This window comes from Streptomyces dioscori (assembly GCF_003024195.1).
GTDB classification, from domain to species: domain Bacteria; phylum Actinomycetota; class Actinomycetes; order Streptomycetales; family Streptomycetaceae; genus Streptomyces; species Streptomyces dioscori.
On record NZ_KZ679058.1, the window covers coordinates 63,480 to 80,979 of the forward strand.

General features: G+C 72.8%; 13 protein-coding genes. 2 read left to right on the top strand and 11 right to left on the bottom strand.

Annotated elements, in window-relative coordinates:
* Positions 1–64: 64 nt before the first annotated feature.
* The 10 genes from C6Y14_RS38985 to epsC all read right to left on the bottom strand — a co-directional run bounded on the left by C6Y14_RS38985 (position 65) and on the right by epsC (position 11,107).
* Positions 65–643, bottom strand: a complete 579-nt coding sequence (locus C6Y14_RS38985) for a flavin reductase family protein (RefSeq protein WP_225891503.1) — start codon at positions 641–643, stop codon at positions 65–67.
* Positions 640–2,127 carry a dihydroorotase gene (locus C6Y14_RS38990; protein ID WP_404828901.1) on the bottom strand — a complete coding sequence of 496 codons (1,488 nt, stop codon included), beginning with the start codon at positions 2,125–2,127 and terminating at the stop codon, positions 640–642. Before C6Y14_RS38990 ends, C6Y14_RS38985 begins: the two co-directional genes overlap by 4 nt.
* The gene (locus tag C6Y14_RS38995) at positions 2,115–3,392 is read right to left on the bottom strand and encodes an acyl-CoA dehydrogenase family protein (protein WP_318658083.1); all 1,278 of its coding nucleotides are present in this window, start codon (positions 3,390–3,392) and stop codon (positions 2,115–2,117) included. Before C6Y14_RS38995 ends, C6Y14_RS38990 begins: the two co-directional genes overlap by 13 nt.
* Positions 3,371–4,405: a PrpF domain-containing protein gene (locus C6Y14_RS39000; RefSeq protein ID WP_225891504.1), complete on the bottom strand. Its 1,035-nt coding sequence runs from the start codon at positions 4,403–4,405 to the stop codon at positions 3,371–3,373. The genes C6Y14_RS38995 and C6Y14_RS39000 overlap by 22 nt, the downstream gene beginning before the upstream one ends.
* Entirely contained in the window at positions 4,402–6,264 is a 1,863-nt protein-coding gene (gene asnB, locus C6Y14_RS39005) for an asparagine synthase (glutamine-hydrolyzing) (protein ID WP_107021647.1), read from the bottom strand. Before asnB ends, C6Y14_RS39000 begins: the two co-directional genes overlap by 4 nt.
* A 7-nt stretch (positions 6,265–6,271) precedes the next feature.
* Positions 6,272–7,126, bottom strand: coding sequence for a cupin domain-containing protein (locus tag C6Y14_RS39010; protein ID WP_107021648.1), 855 nt, complete (start codon positions 7,124–7,126; stop codon positions 6,272–6,274).
* Positions 7,127–7,676: 550 nt separating this feature from the next.
* Positions 7,677–8,726 carry a DMT family transporter gene (locus tag C6Y14_RS39015; protein ID WP_107021649.1) on the bottom strand — a complete coding sequence of 350 codons (1,050 nt, stop codon included), beginning with the start codon at positions 8,724–8,726 and terminating at the stop codon, positions 7,677–7,679.
* A 155-nt stretch (positions 8,727–8,881) separates the two neighbouring features.
* A complete protein-coding gene (locus C6Y14_RS39020) occupies positions 8,882–9,349 on the bottom strand; it encodes a cupin domain-containing protein (protein WP_107021650.1) in 468 nt (155 codons plus the stop codon).
* Positions 9,346–10,323, bottom strand: coding sequence for a PLP-dependent cysteine synthase family protein (locus C6Y14_RS39025; RefSeq protein WP_107021651.1), 978 nt, complete (start codon positions 10,321–10,323; stop codon positions 9,346–9,348). Before C6Y14_RS39025 ends, C6Y14_RS39020 begins: the two co-directional genes overlap by 4 nt.
* A 202-nt stretch (positions 10,324–10,525) precedes the next feature.
* Positions 10,526–11,107: a serine O-acetyltransferase EpsC gene (epsC, locus tag C6Y14_RS39030; RefSeq protein ID WP_107021708.1), complete on the bottom strand. Its 582-nt coding sequence runs from the start codon at positions 11,105–11,107 to the stop codon at positions 10,526–10,528.
* A 602-nt stretch (positions 11,108–11,709) separates the two neighbouring features.
* Here epsC and C6Y14_RS39035 point away from each other — a divergent pair.
* Entirely contained in the window at positions 11,710–13,038 is a 1,329-nt protein-coding gene (locus tag C6Y14_RS39035; RefSeq protein ID WP_107021652.1) for a hypothetical protein, read from the top strand.
* Positions 13,039–13,291: 253 nt separating this feature from the next.
* The gene (locus C6Y14_RS39040; protein ID WP_107021653.1) at positions 13,292–13,777 is read left to right on the top strand and encodes a hypothetical protein; all 486 of its coding nucleotides are present in this window, start codon (positions 13,292–13,294) and stop codon (positions 13,775–13,777) included.
* 176 nt (positions 13,778–13,953) lie between these two features.
* On the opposite strand, the gene C6Y14_RS39045 is transcribed toward C6Y14_RS39040, so the two are convergent.
* Entirely contained in the window at positions 13,954–16,986 is a 3,033-nt protein-coding gene (locus tag C6Y14_RS39045; protein WP_107021654.1) for an AfsR/SARP family transcriptional regulator, read from the bottom strand.
* Between the last annotated feature and the right edge of the window lie 514 nt (positions 16,987–17,500).

A 17,500-nucleotide genomic window follows, 5' to 3' on the forward strand; every position in this document is an offset into this window, starting at 1 on the left:
TTTTTCCGTGCCGGATCCCGGACGGGGGCTGCCGGCCGCGTCGCGGTGGCAGCCCCCGTCCGGGTCATGGGCGTCGCGCGTGGGCGAAGCCCCGTCGGTGCCAGAGCAGGCCGCCCGAGTGCGTGGGCTCGCCGCGCACAGCGGTCACCCGTCCCACGAGGATCGTGTGGTCGCCTCCTTCCAGGACGTCGTGGCGGACACAGTGGAGGGTCAGTGAGGCGTCCCTGATGACGGGGGCCCGGTGGGAGTCCGCGGCCAGGGGTACGCCGTCGAAGCGGTGTTCGGCCGGCCGCATGAAGCGTTTGACCAGGTGTTCCTCACCCGGGCCGAGGAGGTGCACGGCGAAGTCCTCGGCGCCGGTCAGCGTGTCGTGCGTACGGGAGTTGCGGTCGAGGCAGACGAGGAACAGCGGCGGGGTGAGGGACAGTGAGCTGACGGCGCTGGCCGTCAGGCCGCGTGGCCTGCCCAGGTCGTCGTAGCAGGTGACGAGCGTGACAGGGGCGGCCAGGGCTGACATCGCGGCGCGGAAGGCCTCGGCGAGGTCCTGGGGCGGGGTGCCGGACGGACCGCCGGTTGGAGCGCCGGCCGTGCCGGGCGGGGACTGGGATTGGGGCAGTTGGGATTCGAGCAGTGTCGAACTCATCGGGCCACCTCCAGAGGCCGGGCCGTGCCCTGCAGCCAGCGGCCCTCGGGGCGGCCGGAGAACCCGTCCCGGATGTCCCAGACGACCTGGCCGCCCTTCACCGTGCTGGTGAAGCGTCCGGTGAAGGTCCAGCCCTCGTACGCGGACCAGCCGCACAGCGCCTGGACGTCGTGCGCGGAGAACTGCCAGCGGTCGGACGGGTTCAGCAGGGTCAGGTCCGCGTCCGCACCCACTTCGAGCCGGCCCTTGCCCGCCAGGTCGAAGAGCCGGGCGGGCCCCTCGCCCATGAGCCGGGCCAGGTGCGAGGCCGCCTCGTCGGGGGCGATGTCACGGGTCCGCAGGCCGGTCCAGACGGCCGTGGCCAGCTCCTGGACGCCGGGCAGGCCGGGCGGCGCGTCGGCCGGCGGACGGTTCTTCTCCTCCACCGTGTGCGGGGCGTGGTCGCTGCCCAGGGTGGCGACCTCGCCGCGCAGCACGGCCTGCCACAGCCGCTTCTGGTCACGGCACTCGCGGATGGCGGGGGAGAGCCGGGTCCGCGGACCACGCCGGGTGGTGTCGTCGTGCGTGAACGACAGGTGGTGGCCGGTCACCTCGTAGGTGAGGGGCAGCCCCTCGGCCGCGGCGGCCGACAGCAGATCGGCCTCCTCCGCCGACGACACATGCAGGATGTGCGTCTTCGTGCCGAACTCGCGCACCAGGCGGACGACGTTGGCGACGGCGACGATCCCACCGGACCGCGGCCGGTGCGGCTCGTATCCGCCGTACGAGTCCGGGGCGCCCGAGCTCGCGTCGAGCAGGTCGAAGACGTGCTGGTCCTCGGCGTGCAGGACGAGCCGGACCCCACCGCGGGCGGCGGCTGCGAAGGCCCGCCGCAGCTGCTCGCCGTCGCGGAACACGACCGGGGCCGTGTGATGTCCCGCCATGAACACCTTCGCCGAGCCGGCTATGCGCGGGTCCAAGTCGGCCAGCAGCTCGGGATGGTCGGGGTCGGCGCCCATGTGGAAGCGGTAGTCGATCCATGAAGTGCCCTGGATCACGGCGGCCTTGGCGAGCATGCTGCTCTCGTCCAGGGACGGCGGACGGGTGTTGGGCATGTCCATCACGGTCGTCACACCGCCGACGAGGGCCGCCCGGCTGCCGTGCTCCCAGTCCTCCTTGTACTCCAGACCGGGTGTGCGGAAGTGGACGTGGGAGTCGATCAGGCCCGGCAGCACGTAACGGCCGGCGGCGTCGAGGCGCGGGCCCGGCGGCAGGGGCTCGCCCGGCGTGAGCAGGGCCGCTACCCGGCCGTCCCGCACGATCACCGTTCCGTCGCGGACGCCGTCCGGGGTGACGAGGCGGCCCCCTTCGACGATCAGCTCGGCGGCAGGACCGGCGGGCGGGCCGGCCGGCGGGCCTGTGGGAGCGGCGCCGGGAGGACCGGCGGAGAAGGCGGCGGGCAGACCGGCGGAAGGATCGGCCGATCGGGGCTTCAGCGGTTCCACGTCAGACTCACCAGTTCCTTGCAGAGGTCGTTGGTCGGTCCCATCAGGGCGACGGCACGGGCGTCGCGGCCGTAGCGGTTGATCTCGTTCGAGGCGACATAGCCGGCCGAGCCCAGCAGCCGCTCGACGGCGTTGATGACGCGCTCGGCCGCCGAGGAGGCGACGAGCTTGGAGTGGAGGGTGGCGATCCCCGGGTCGTCGGCGGTGCGCCGGCCGGCCCGCTCGACGACCGCGCGGGCGGTCTCGACCTCACCCGCGATGTCCACCAGCCGGTGCCGGACGGCCTGTTGGGCCAGCAGCCCGCGCCGCTCGGCGTGCCGGTGGGCGAGAGCGAGTGCCGCCTCGGCCAGGCCGACGGACACGGCACCGAGCGTGGCACCGCTGTCCCGGACCCCGGCGATGATCGAGGCGGCGGCGCCGACCGGGCCGAGCCGGGCGGTGTCGGGTACGTGGCAGTCCTGCACGGAGACGAAACCGGTCGCCGAACCGCGCATGCCGGTCAGCCGCATCGAGGTGTCGGGTATCAGGCCGGGCGCGTCCGCCGGTATCAGGAAGAAGGTCTGGCCGGCGGAGCCGTAGCCGGTGTCCGGGGCGGCGTCCGGCGCGGGCTCCTCGGTCTGCGCCAGCACCAGGTAGATGTCGGCGAGCCCGGCACTGGTGGTGAAGGACTTGGCGCCGTCCAGGACCCAGCCTCCGTCGGGCGTGCGGCGGGCGATCGTGGACAGCTGCTTCTTGTTTGCGCCCGCCCCCGTCTCGCTCCAGGCGGAGGCGGCGAGCCAGTCACCGCGGGCGAGTTGGGGCAGCAGGCGGCGCCGCAGAGCAGGGCTGCCGTGTTCGAGGATGCGCCTGCTGACCGCGTAGTGCTGGAACAGCATGATCGAGGCGGAGGCGTTGACCTGCGCCACCTGTGCGACCGCCGAGTTGAGGCCGTGCGCGTCGGCGCCGGTGCCGCCGTACTCGTACGGCAGTGCCAGTCCGAGCAGTCCGGTCTCGCGCAGCAGGGCCAGCGCGGGCCGGTCGGGTTCGCCGCTCGCGTCGGCGTCGCGGGCGGCGGCGGCGAGGCGTTCACGCATCGACGCGGTCAGGCCGGTGGACGGGCCCGCGGACGGACCGGTCGACGGACTGGTGGTCGGTCCGGTGGAGGGACGAGGGGAGGGGCCGGTGGTCGGTCCGGTGGACAGATCGCCGACCGGAGCGGGAAGCGGTACGTCGGTCCCGGCCAGTGCCCGGGCTTCGGGCACGGTCAGGCTGTCAGCGGAAGCCATGACAACTCCTCGGAGGTGGGGGCGGGCAGGAAGAGGCCGGCGTAGTCGACCTGCTTCTCCGCGACGGAGATCCAGGCGAGCCGGCGGTCGCCGGGGCCGCCCGCGATACGGGCCGAGGCGCGGACCGTGGCGCCCGGGGTGCGCAGGGAGAGCAGATCGCTGTCCGGCTGCTCCGAGACACCGGACAGCAGGTAGGGGATCGTGCCCTCCACGGCGGCGCCCGCGGCGAGGCAGGTGGCCCCGGTGAGCGCCACCGTCGGATGCCAGGACGGTACGGAGATGGCGCGGACCGCGAGGGCGCCCGGACCGTCCGGGAGCAGCGCGGCCACCTTGGGGAAGGCGCCGGTGGTGTCCCAGCCCAGCGTCCGGCAGACCGCGAGGCGCAGCCTGGTCATCCGGTCGAAGAGCACGAGGTCGTCGGCGAAGAGGTCCTCGACCGTGTGGACGCCGAGTTCCGCGGCGTGCACGAAGAGATACGGATTGCCCATGGAGACCAGCGAGACCGGAACCGTGCGCCCCTCGAAGGGGATGCCGGTGACGGGCTCACCGGTGATCAGGAGGTCGTTCACCGGTCGCGGCGGCGAGCAGAGAAAATGGGCCGTGAAACGGGTGCCCCCGTCGTCGGTCTCCTCCGCCTCGCACACCACGTTGTCCCCGTTGTTGAGGACGTTGACCCGGACCCGGCAGCCGGCCACCAGGGGCTGGATCATGCCGGTACGGGCCGCCGCCTCGACCGCCGCCAGGATGGAGTGGCCGCAGGAGCCGCGCAGGTCGAAACTGTCGAAACTGTCCGGCATCGACTGGACGAAGCGGTAGTCCAGGTCGAACAGAGGATGCCGGGAGGGCTGCACGAGGGCGTTCTTCAGGACGTCCGAGGCTCCCTGGTCGGCCAGGGCCGACCGTAACTCGGAGAGCCGGGCGAGGAGTTCGGGTTCCGAGTCGGGCAGGGTGCGCGCGTCCATCACGGCGGTCGGGCAGGGGGTGCCGTGCGCACGGGCGAGGCTGACGGTCACGCCGCCTCCTGGAGGACTCGGACCGGAGTGTGGAGCGTGACCGGGGCCTGGGCCGTGGCGAAGAACTCCTGGCGCCACAGCTGGTGCGACATCAGGGACCACAGAGCCAGGGAGACGGCGTCGCTGGGGCGGGTGGCCTGCTCGTCGAAGAGGGCGTCGACCCGCTCGGGGCGGATCCGGCCGTCGGCGCGCAGGGTGTGGGGCGACAGGACGTCACGGGCGAGGGTCCACAGCCGCTGGCCGGGCGTGAGCATCGCGGTGACCGGGAGGGTGAAGGGCTGCTTGGGCCGCTCCAGCACACTGCGCGGGATCAGCCCCCGCGCGGCCTGGTACAGGGCCCGCTTCACCCCCAGACCCGGTACGAGCCGCTGCTCGTCGGTGAGGGTCGAGGCGAAGCGCACGATCGACGGCTGGGTGAACGGCAGCCGCACCTCGACCGAGCTGGCCATCGACAGATGGTCGACGCGCCGCAGGTGGTAGGCGGGGAGCCGGTAGCGCTGCTCCACCGCGCCGATGCGCTGCAGCCGGGTGCCGGGGCTGCTGTGCAGGATCCGCCGGATGCCGGGCGGCAGGGCGGGACCGACCCCGTTCACGGCGAACGCGTACTCGTCGGTGTACAGGCTCTGGCGCAGGGCCCGTGGGACGGCGGCGAGATGGTCGAGGTAGCCGTCGATCCAGCCCGAACCGTGGTGTGCGGCGACCGCCTGGGTCATCCGGGAGTAGCCGCTGAACAGTTCGTCGGCCGCGTCGCCGGTGAGGGCGACCTTGAAGCCGGCGTCACGGACCGCGCGGAAGAGGGAGAAGGTGGACAGGGTGATGGGGTCGGCGTTGGGCTGCCCCAGGTGGCGTACGACGTCGGTCATGAGGTCCGGGAAGGTGGCCGGATCGACCTCGACCTGGTGGTGGGTGGTGCCCGCGGCGCGGGCGACCTCGGCGGCGTACGCGCGTTCGTCGCTGGGCCAGGTGCCGGTGTAGGCGATGTTGAAGGTGTGCAGGCTGCCGGTGCCGCCGCCGTCCCGCAGCGCCTGGGCGGCGAGCGCGGTGACGAGGCTGGAGTCGAGCCCGCCGGAGGTGACGGCCGCGACGGGGGCGTCCGCGATCAGGAGCCGCGACACCTCCTCCGACAGCAGGTCGCGCAGCTGGTCACCGGCCTCTTCCAGGGTGCGGTCCTTGTCGGGGCGCAGGCCCTGCTCGTGGGCCATCGGACGCTGCTTGATCCGCAGTCCGTCCCGGGCGTTGAGCAGGACGGTGGCGGCCGGCGGGAACACCTGGATCCCGCGGAACATGGTGCGGTTGCCGAAAGGCGTCTTCGAGGTGAGGTAGGCGTCGAGACCTGCCTCGTCCTCCTCGGCCCTCACCCCGGCGAAGCCGAGCAGCGCGGGGAGTTCGGAGGCGAAGTGGAAGCGGCCCGCGGCACGGTCCCAGTGGTAGTAGAGCGGCTTCATGCCCGAGTCGTCGGTGGCCAGCACCATGCGGGGGGTCTCCCGCAGGTCCATGACCGCCACCGAGTACATGCCGTCCAGGTGCTCGGCGAACCGGTCCCCGTACGTGATGTACAGCGCGGGCAGGATCGAGCCGTCGCACAGGTCGTCGAAGTGGAAGCCGAGGCCGGCCAGCCGCGAACGCAGCTCGCGGTGGTTGTAGATCTCACCGTTGAAGACCACGGTGACCCGGCCGAGGTGGTACGGCTGGGCGCCCCCCTCGGGGTCCATGATCGACAGGCGGTTGTTGCCCAGGGCCCAGTCGGGCCGGTGCGCGACCCCCTGGGCGTCGGGACCGCCGTGGTGCATCAGGTCGGCGACGCGGCGCAGTTCGGCTTCGTCGGAATGGACGTTGAAGGTTCCGTATATGCGGCACACGCTGCGTTCACCTGACCTGTGAGGAGTAGCCGGCGGCGGAGTAGAGCGCCGGGTCGAAGGGGCTGGGTCCGCCGCACGTCACGAAGCGGCGGGCGGTGGGACCTGTGTGCGGGTTGCGGGCGCCGTGCAGCACTCCGGGCGAGGCGTACAGGACGTCACCGGCGCTCACGTCGATCCAGCGGTCGCGCAGATACATCTGGCCGACACCCTCGAAGGCGATGAACGCCTCGTCGCTGTCGGGGTGGAGATGGACGTTGAAGGTCTCGCCGGGCTGCTGGATGCCGCAGTGCAGACACAGGCGGCTGCTGCCGTTGCCGGGCCAGAAGACGAAGTTCATGGTGGCCCGGCGCTCGGCCGCGTCGACCTGCCCGGTGCCGCCGAAGCCGCGCAGCTGGGTGGTGTCGTCCCACAGGGAGGAGTGCAGGACCGGATCGCTCCCGACGAGGGCGTCCGCGAGCGGGGTGCGCCACACGTAGGCGGTCAGGCCCCTGCTGTCGCCGTCCGCGGTGAGGGTGAGGGCGCGACCGGTGGGGGCGTAGGCGGCGGAGCCGCGCTCGACGGGGGATTCGAGCTCACCGACGGCCGCGGTGCCCGTCCCCGAGAAGACCACGACCGTGTTCTCCTCGGCCGCGCTGTGCTCGGGGGAGTACGACTCGCCGGCGGCTATCCGGACGACGTGGAGGGTGACATGGGTGGCGCCCGCGGCCGGGCTGACGGGGGTGGCGACCGTGGTGCGGGCGCCGGCTCCGGCGTCGGCGACGGGGTGGAACTCGAACTCGGCCGCGGTGATGATGCGGGCGTCACCGAGGGCGGTGGCCGGAGTGGGTGCGGATGCGGGTGCGGATGCGGTGGATGGGGGCATTCCGGTGGCTGCTTCCTGTGTACGAGGGCCGGTGCGGTGGCGTCGACCCGCTGGTGCGGTGGGGGAATCGGGGGCGGGACGAGGGAGACGGGAGGGACGGGGGGATACGGGAGAGATGAGTGGGTGGGGCCACAGTGGCCGGAGGGGCTTCTGTGGCTCCTTCTCTCTTCCTCCCGCAGGTTCGCGCGCCCGGTTCCCGGTCGTGTCCCGCGTCGCTCCCGGAGGGGGGAGCGGACGCGGGAACCGGGAGGGGGCGCGCCTGGCGGGGACCGCTCGCGCGGTTCCCCGCACCCGAAGAACAGGGCTGCGCCCCATAAGGGGCGCGGGGAACGGCGCAGTCTTTTGCCTTGAGGCGCGCGGGGAACGGCACGGCGCACCACGCATCCGGGCGCCGGCCCTCGGGGCCGGGACACGCGGGCGTTGAGCAGCTGACACACGCGAACGCCGCACGGCGCGCCCCCTGAGCAGGGGGCGCGCCGTGCGGCGTGCTGCTGTGCGGAGTTGCCTGGAGAGGCCGTCGACCGGCCCGGGCGGGCCTGAAGAAGCCGTCTCAGCAGGCCTCCTGGGCGGCCACGGGCTGCGTCCGGTCGGTGCGGTCCGTGCGGTCCGTGCGGTCGACCCGGTTTGTCGGCTCGATCGGGTCGACCGGGCCGGTCGGCGCGGCCGGGTCGGGAACGGGCGGTACCTGAGCGGCAGCCGGCGGCTCGGCCGCGCGCCGCGCGGGCAGCGGCAAGCGCCCCTCCGCCAGAGCCAGCGCCGCGATGACCACCGCGCCGCCCACCGGCACGTTCCACGTGACGGACTCGCCGAGGGCAGCCGCACCGACGATCACGGAGAACACCGGGACCAGGTAGTTGACGCCGGAGGCCGTGGTCGGTCCCGCGTCCGCGATGAGCCGGTTCATCAGGACGAAGGCGATACCCGTGGAGGCGCCGCCGAGCACCAGGAGGGACAGCAGCGGCCCGGCCGTCAGCTCGCCCGGCAGGTCCCAGCCGATGCTGAACGTGGTGATCAGACCGGTGATGACCATCGCGGAGGTGAGCTGCGCGGCGGTCACGGAGAGCGCCGGGATCTTGTACGGGGAGATGAAGCGGCGGAGGTAGACGAAGCTGATCGCGTAACTCACCGCCGCCCCGACGCACGCCAGTTGACCGCCGATGGACCCGAATCCGTCGGTCCGCCACGGTCCGACCACGACGATCAGTCCGACGAAGCCGATCACGAGACCGGTCACCTTGCGGGCCGTGGGCTTCTCCGTGCGGATGGCCAGGGCGGCGAGCCCCAGGGTCACCAGCGGTGTGGCGCCCTGGATGACCCCGGCGATGGTCGCGGTGGTGTGCTGCTCGCCGACGGCGAAGAGGGTGAACGGCACGACGTTGCCGAACACCGAGGCGACGGCGATGTGTCCCCAGACCGCGCGGTCGGGGAAGGCTCCCTTGGTCACGGCGAGGATCAGGCCGACGACGAGGGCGCCCACGAGGAGCCGCCCGAAGGCGAGTTGGAGCGGGGCGAAGGCGTCCAGCGACACCTTGATGAAGGCGAAGCTGCACCCCCACAGGGCGGCGAGCAGGCCGAAGCGGGCCCAGTTGACGGGATGCATGTGATGACTCCTGAGGGTCGTCGAACGGAAACGGGACGGAGAGCAAGGACGGGGAACAGGAACGGGGACGGGGAACAGGAACGGGGACAGGGAGCGGGAGCGGGGGAGCTGGTACGGGGAACGGCGGACGGTCGTGTTCCGGGAGGAGCGCCGGGTCAGGGCTCGTCGACCTCGAACTGGTCGTACTTCTCCATGAGCGCGACCATCTCGGCCCGCGACGGGGTGTTCCCGTCGGCCAACAGCTCCGCCAGACCCGTGAAGTAGGCCTCACGGTTCTCCGCCGGCGTGAAGATGATCAGCATCTCCGCCGGTGCGTCGCTGTCGTTGCGGAAGCCGTGCACGGCGTGCTCCGGCACGTGCAGGAAGTCGCCGGCGTGGGCCTTGTGCCAGCCGGTGCCGTCATGGACGGTGACCTCTCCGGAGATTACGTAGAACGACTCCGAGATCCGGGTGTGGTAGTGCGGGGCCGCTCCGGCGGCGCCCGGCAGCATGTGGTGGTGGAACAGGCCGAGGCGGCCGTCGGTGGTCTCGGCGAGCGCGATGTACCGGGTGGTGGTGGTCTCCCCGATACGGACCTTGACGGCGTCGCCGAACCTCTTCAGGGTCGAGACGAGCAGCGTCATGACGGGTCCTCCCACATGCTCAGGTACCGCTCGCCGGTGTCCGGCAGCACGGTGACGACGGTCTTGTCGCGGTACTCGGGGCGGGCGGCCACCGACTGCGCGGCGTGCACGGCCGCACCGGAGGACACCCCGACGAACAGGCCCTGCCCGGCGGCGAGCCGGCGGGCGGTGTGCAGCGCGTCGGCGTCGCTGACGGCGATGACCTCGTCGATCAGGGAGACGTCGGTCGTCGGGGCGATGAACCCGCCGTTGAGGCCTGGGATGCGGTGCCGTCCGGCCTGACCGCCCGACAGCAGCGGGGACCCCTGCGGCTCGACCGCGACGATCCGTACCCCGGAGTCGTGCTCCCGCAGATGACGGGCGATCCCGGTGAGGGTGCCGCCGGTGCCCACCGCGCAGACCAGGGTGTCGACGCGGCGGCCGGTCGCCGTGAGCGCGCCGGTGATCTCGGGGCCGGTGGTGGCGTAGTGGGCCTCGACGTTGTCCGCGTTCTCGTGCTGGCAGGGGAACCAGGAGCCCGGGGTGAACGCGTGGATCTCCTCGGCCTTCTCGATCGCTCCCGGGTAGCCGCGGTCGGCGGGGGTCTGGACGACCTCGGCACCCAGCGCCGCCAGCAGCCGCACCCGCTCGGTCGTCGCGTTGTCGGGCAGCACGATGACGCAGCGGTAACCGCGGGCCGCGGCCAGGGCGGCGAGCGAGATACCGGTGTTGCCGGAGGTGGCCTCGACGATCGTGCCGCCCGGCGCCAGATCGCCGCGCGCCTCGGCCGCCCTGAGCATGTACAGGGCCGCCCGGTCCTTGCTGCTGGACATCGGGTTGGCGGCCTCCAGCTTGGCCAGTATCTCGGCGCCGGCCGCCAGGCCTTCTAGCCTCAGCCGTATCAGCGGGGTGGCGCCCACCAGGTCGTCGATGCCGTCGGCGACGGCCGGCCGGACCAGGGACGGTCGGGAGGTGTGCGGTGCGAGGGTGCGCATGGTGTGATTCCTTGTCAGATCTGGGCCTGCGGGCGGAAAGGGCGGGAACACCGGTCTGCGGGCGGGGAGACCGGAGGGAGGCGGACCGGTGGCGCGCAAGGCGGACGGGCGGGAGCCGGGAGGTTCGGAGCCGCGAGATTCGGAGCGGGGGAGTCCGGAGCGGGGAGGTCCGGAGGCGGGAGGGTCGGTGGCGGGGGAGCGGCTACCAGGAACCGGCCGAGGCGATGCTCGCGATGGTGTCCTCGGCCGGGCGGCCCGGCGTGCGTCCGGAAGCGGTGGCGGCCAGCATCCGCGTCCCCTCCGGCACGTCCTTGTTGACCAGGGCCTGCGCGCCGATGATCGCGTCGTCGCCGACGGTCACCGGGCCGAGCACGGTGGCGTTGGTGCCGAGGATGACGTTCCGGCCCACGACCGGATGCCGGCGGTCGCCCTGCGGCCTGTTGTTGTCGCTCCACCAGCCGACCGCGCCGAGCGTCACCTGGTGGTAGATCGTCACGTCGTCGCCGACGGTGCACGTCTCGCCGATGACCACCGCGGCTCCGTGGTCGATGAACACCCGGCGGCCGAGGACCGCCCCGGGATGGATCTCGACCGCGGTCAGCCGCCGTGCCCAGCGGGCCAGCAGCCGTGCCGTCATCCGGTGTCCGCCCGTGTGCAGCCGGTGGGCGACCCGGTGCGTCCACAGGGCGGTCAGCGCGGGGTGCAGCGCGGCTTCGAGACGGCCGCGGACGGAGGGGTCGCGCTCGACGACGACCCGCAGGTCCTCCCGCATCACCCGCGCCAGCCGCAGCGGACCGGTACCGGGGAGGGACGGCGGCGTGGCCGTCGGCCCGGCGGTCCGGGTGCCGGCCGCGTCGGTCCGCCGGAAGGGCAGGACAGAGGCGGGCTCCTTGTCAGTGGGCTCCTTGTCGGTGGCGCTCATGGGGGCTCCAGTCGGTGAGGAAGGGCGGCCGTGGACGGGTCCGGGACGGTGTGCGGGGGCACGGTCCGCTCCCGGTGAGGAGGGGGGAGCCCGACGGCCGTTGCTGTGGTCGAGGTCCCGAGAAGACGGTGCCCGATGCCGTTCCCGCTCTCTTCCCGCCCGGTTCCCCCTGCCCACCGGCGCGCGGGAGCGGCTCGGCGGCCCGGCCGGGAACGTACGGGGAGGGATCCGGGAACGGGCGGCAGGACACTCCCGTCGAGCGCCACTCCGCGCGGAGACGCGTGGGCACGACCGGAACAGTCGGTCCGGCGCCCTCACGCAGCAAGGAAGCATCCACACATGTACGAACCATCAGCCGACCGGCCATCAGTTGCCCGGCCGTCAGTTGTCCGGGGCACGCGGGACACGGGCGTGCGCGACAGCCGCCGGATCCCGCCCGCCGTCGAGGAGACGAGGAGCCAGCCATGAGCGCGACGGCCGACCGCTACCGAGAGCCTCACCCCCCGGACAGTGCTCCGCAGCGCCTGCTGCTGCTCTGTCCTTCGACCCGCCTCGTCCGCGAGGCCGTCGCGGCGGGCTTCGCCGTACGGGTGCTCGCGGACGCCTCCCTCACCCCGGAGTCACCGGAGTCACCGGAGTCACCGGAGTCACCGGAGTCACCGGAGTCACCGGAGTCCCCGGAGTCCCCGGAATCCCTGGAATCCCCGGAATCCCCGGAATCCGGGGCGTACCCCGATACTCCGAACTGTCCGGTCGACGACATTCCCCCCGGGATACCGGTGGACCTCGTCGACCTCACCGACGAGACCGCGCTGACCGAGGCGATCGACACCTCGGTCCGCGTCCACGGGACGCAACGGCTGCTGGCCTTCGCCGGCACGGCCGCCCTTCCCGCGGTCGCGAAGACCGCGGCCCGTCTCGGCGTGACCCCCAACCCGGTCGACGCCGCCCGGCTGCTGGGCGAGCCCGCGGCGATGAGGGCCCTGCTCAACGGCAGCAGGCACTCGTACGTACCCGCCGCCCAGGCCCGTACGGCCCAGGAACTGCCCGCCGCGGTCGAGGAGATCGGCGCGCCCGTCACCGTACGCACCCTGCCGTCCTCCACGCGGACCGCGGCCTGTCCCAGCGGGTCGGCCGGTGAGCGTTCCTATCTCGTGGAGCAGTATCTGGAGGGCCCGGAGTACGGCGTCGTGACGCTCACCGTCGACGGTATGCACCGGGTCGTCGGTGTCGTGGCGCTGCACGGAGCCTGGCATCCGAGCAGCCATCTCTTCCCCGCACCGCTGGGGGAACGGGACGAGGCGGAGGCCCGCGCGATCGCGACCGAGCTGCTCGACCTCGCCGGGTACGAGTTCGGCTACGCCTACACCGTGGTCGTCCTGACGGCCGACGGTCCACGCGTGGTGCGTTCCCGGGCCGACTACCCGGACGAGCCGCTCGCCTCGCTGATCGAGCTGGCGACGAGTTTCAGCGCAGAGGCGGAACTCGTCCAGGCGCTGGCCGGTAAACCCGTGAACGTGCCGACGGCCGACCGGTACGCCGCCGTCGCGTCCTACCGGCTGCCCGTGGGGCGGCTGTTGTCGGTGTCGGGCCTCGAATCGATCTCCGAGCTGCCCGGAGTGCACCGGGTCCACTTCCCGTACGCGTCCGGGGACGACATCCCCGGCCACGGAGGCGGCGGGGACGGCTATGTGCTGCTGAGCGCGGAGTCCACGCAGGAGGCGGCCGAGACGGTCACCGAGGCGGGACGGCTGCTGCGCGCGGAGGTGAGCCGGCGCCCCGACCACCTCTGAGGTCCGGTACGCCGCTGCAGTACACCCTCTCGTACACCCCTGTCGTACGCCGTAGCCGTACGCCGCCCGCACAGCCCCGAGCAGGCCGTGCGGGCGGTCGTCGTGGGCGTGTCCGGGCCCTGCCGATGTGGTTCCCGGGTGCTTCCCCGCCGTGCCCGATGGGCCGGTAACGGAAGCGGAACGGGCCGGGAGCGCCCGGCGCGACCTTTCTTTCTGTCAGCACCGCAGATCGCGACGACAGAAGGCGGACAACATGATTCTCAAGGGCTTCGGAACCTCGGCCGGTCTCTTCGCCTCCGCGGCGGTCACCCTGGCTCTCGCAGCCGGTGTCGCCGCCGGGACGGCCGCCGTGAGCCCCGCGTCGGACGAGGGCCCGAACTTCGCCTCCGGCTTCTCGCTCGCCCTGGACACCGCCCCGGCCCGCACCCTCGCCTCCGACGAGGGCCCGAACGTCATCGCGGCCGGCACAGAAGGCGACGAGGGCCCCAACGTCGTGACGGCCGGCGTGGAGGGTGACGAAGGCCCCAACGTCGTGGCGGCGGGCACCGAGGGCGACGAGGGTCCGAACGTCGTGACGGCCGGTGTGGAGGGCGACGAGGGTCCGAACGTCGTCACGGCCGACGCCGAAGGTGATGAGGGTCCGAACGTCGTGACGGCCGGCGTGGAGGGTGACGAAGGCCCCAACGTCGTCACCGACGGTGTGAACGGTGACGAGGGCCCCAACTTCTACGCCGCCTGAGCCGCCTGAGCCGCCTGAGCCGCCTGAGGCTCGATCCCGGACCAGTCCCCGGACGTCGCGTCCGCCCCGCGCGCTGAACCGCTGAACCTCGCCCCACATGCCGATGCCCGCCGTGACGAACGGCGGGCATCGGCATGTGGCGGTTCATCCGACAGGCACGTCATCCGACAGGCACGTCAGTCGGCCAGGCGGTGACGGCCGGGGATCCCCATCGCACGGAACGCCTCCTCGGCGGCGGCCCCCCGCTCGGCCGCCCCCTCGGTGTCACCGAGCGCCGCCAGGGACCGGGCGATGCCGTCCAGGGCGTAGGCCTCCTCCACCCGGTGGCCCAGCCGGGCCGCGGACGCGTGGGCCTGCCGGTGCAGGCCCAGCGCCCGTTCGGCGTCGCCGTCCCGGTGGAAGAACCGCCCCGCGGTGTTCCACACGGTGACCTCCCGTACGGGCGCGTCCTCCAGCCCCTTGGTGGCAAGGGCCTCCTCCACCCAGGGCAGCACCTGCTGCCGCCGCCCGAGCCGGCCCTCGGCCTCCGCGGAGAGGACCAGCTGCAGCGCCCGGTCGGCCGGGGCCAGCGCGCCGGGGGCGCGCTCGCGGGCCGCCGCCAGCGTGCGGGCGGCCGTCGCCACCTCACCCATGGCCAGCTGGACCTGCGCGAGATCGCTCAGCCCCACGAGTTCCTTCTCCGACGCGCCCAGTGTGCGGGCGAGTTCGATGGACCGGGTCGCCGCGCTCACCGCTTCCTCGAAGCAGCCGCGCTCCATGTAGACGCCGCTGACGTTCGACAGGGACTCCGACTCGGCCCGCTCGGCGCCGAGTTCGCGCTTGAGGGCGATCGACTGCTCCAGCCGGGGCAGTGCCTCGTCGAAGCGGCCGGTGGTGGCGAGCAGCAGACCCAGGACGCCGGTGTCCTTGGCCTGGCCGCGCCGGTCGCCCAGTTCCACCGCCAGTTCGTGCGCCTCGACCGCCGCCGCTATGCCGTCCTCGAACCTGCCGCGCTTCCAGCAGGCCACCGCCAGGTTGGACAGGCTCAGCCGCAGGAGATCGGCCTCGTTCAGCCGGCGGGCCGCGGCGAGCGCGGTGCGGCACAGGGCGAGGAAGTCGTCGAGCCTGCCCCGCAGATCGAGGTGGAAGACGACGTTCGCCGCGAGCAGGGCGACCTCGCGGTCAAGGCCCCGGCGGAAGGCCAGGGCGATCGCCGCGAGCAGACTGTCCTGCTCGCGCTCGAACCAGTCGCGGGCGGCTTCCGGCGTGGCCAGCGGGGCCAGTTCCGGCTGGAACGAGGGCGTCGGGCGGGCCATCCGCACCCGGCCGGGGAAGAGCAGGTCGCAGGCGGCGTCCGAGGCGGTGAGGGAGAACTCCAGCAGGCGCCGGACCGCGCCCGCGGCCTCCTCGGAGAACTCGCCGGTGCCACCGGAACTCCGTGTGTGCGACAGCATGAGGGCGAAGCTGCGCACGAGGTCGTGGAACGCGTAGCGGCCCGGCTCGTGCTGCTGGACGAGATGCATGTCGAGCAGGTACTCCAGGACGTCCTCCGCGTCCCTGACCCCCAGGTCGAGCAGGGCCGCCGCCGTGTAGACGTCGAGATCGGCGCCCGGGTACTGGCCGAGGAGGCGGAAGGACTTGCGGTAGTCGGCGCCCAGTCCCTCGTACGACAGCCGCAGGGTGACCTCCACGCTGCGTTCGCCCGCGCTGAGTTCGGCGAGGCGGTGGGTGTCGTCGCGGAGCCGGTCCACGAGGTAGCGCACGGTCCAGCGGGGTCGTTTGCGCAGTCGTGCCGCGGCGATGCGCAGGGCGAGCGGGAGGTGTCCGGCGAGGTCGGCGAGGTCGGCGACGGCCGTGGGTTCGGCCTCCGCACGGCGTTCTCCGATGATGCCGACGATCAACGTGACGCTGTCCGGCGGTGCCATCGTGCCCAGGGACACCGAGTGCGCCGCGTCGAGGTCCACGAGCAGGGCGCGACTGGTGATCAGGACGACCGTGCCGGTGGGCGAGGCGAGGAGCGGCTTCACCTGAGCCTCGTCGACTACGTTGTCAAGCAACAGGATCATGCGGTGCTTGGTCATGGTGGAGCGCCACAGGTTGATACGGCCCTGCGGGTCGTCGGGGATGCGTTCGCCCGGGACGCCGAGCATGCGCAGCAGGGCCTCGGCCGCGGCGGGCGGGGCGAGAGGTTCCTCGCCCGGGGTGTAGCCGCGCAGGTCGAGGTGGAGCTGGGCGTCGGGGTACTGCTCGGTGAGACGGTGGGCGGCGCGCACGGCGAGGGAGGTCTTGCCGCTGCCTCCCATGCCGTCGATGGCGATGATCAGGGGGCCCGAACCGGTGGCGCCCTCGACGAAGCCGAGCAGCTTGTGCAGTTCCTCCTCGCGGCCGGTGAAGTCCCGCAGGTCGTAGGGGAGGGTGGAGCGGCTGCCGGTCACGGCCGGGGCCGCGGTCGGCGAGGGCGCGGCGGCGACGGTCAGGGAGGGCTCGTTGCGCAGGATGGCCTGGTGCAGTTCGCGCAGGGCGTCGCCCGGCTGGATGCCGAGTTCCTCGTCGAGCAGGGCGCGGATGTTCCCGTACTCCTCCAGTGCCTCGGCCTGCCGGCCCGAGCGGTACAGGGCGAGCATGAGCTGGCCGCGGAGGGTCTCGCGCAGCGGGTTGCCGCCGATCGCCTCGCGGATCCCGGCGACCAGTTCGGCGCCCTCCCCGGCCTCCAGTCTGAGGTCGAAGAGCTGCTCCACCGCGGTCATGCGGCGTTCCTCCAGCGAGGCGGAGGCCGCGTCGACGACCGCTCCGCCGTTGCCGGACAGTACCGGGCCGCGCCACAGGGCGACCGCTTCGCGCAGGAGTGCCGTCGCCTCCACGGCGAGGCCGGCGGCGGCGTGGTCGCGGGCCCGCCGCAGGGCGTCGGTGAACTGCAGCAGGTCCAGTTGCTCGGTCGTGACGGCGGCGCGGTAGCCGGGGCCGTCCGTCGCGATGAGGGTGCGTCCGTCGGGGATGCGCTGGCGCAGTTCGGCGACGGCCTTGCGCACCTGGTGGGCCGCGGTGGCGGGGGCGTCCTCGTCCCAGACGGCTTCGACGAGCCGGTGCACGGGCAGGACGCGCTGGGGTTCGAGGAGCAGCGTCACCAGGACGCGTTCGCTGACGGGCCCGCCGACGTGGACGCGCTCGTCACCGTCCCAACATTCCAGAGATCCGAGGATGCGAAAGCGTACGGGCGGTGTTTGGCGCATGGCGCGTGCCCTCTCCTCGGTCCGGGGGCGGCCACCACCTCGCTGCTCGCCTGCGGGGAGGAGCTCGCGGCGGTACCGCGGAGCGCTTCCCGTTCCTCGATGTTCCGCAGGGAACCGCGTCGGGCGGCCGTCGCTGTCGTGTACATCCTGACTCACAATGTGTACCGACCGGTGAGGCTTCCGGTGTCTCGTGTCGGCGGCGCGGGGCGCGCTGGTGGATATCGGACAAGTTTTTGTAGGGGTTCAGGCTTTGCGCAGGTCGCCGACGGGTGAACGGACCGGGTGCAACGGGCCTACCGCGGACGGGCGTTGGCGGTCGGCTGCCCCGGCCGCGAAGGAGCCCCTCGCGGAGCACGGGAACGGCACGACGCGAAGCATCGTTTCTGCACCGACTGTGTTGCGGAGCGTAGTTCCCGTACGTTTCCCGGCCGCGTCAGAGGTCAGGGACGCAGCCCCACCTCTGAGGGGCGCGGGGAACTGCGCGACCCGCCCCCACCGGCCCGCAGCCGAAGTC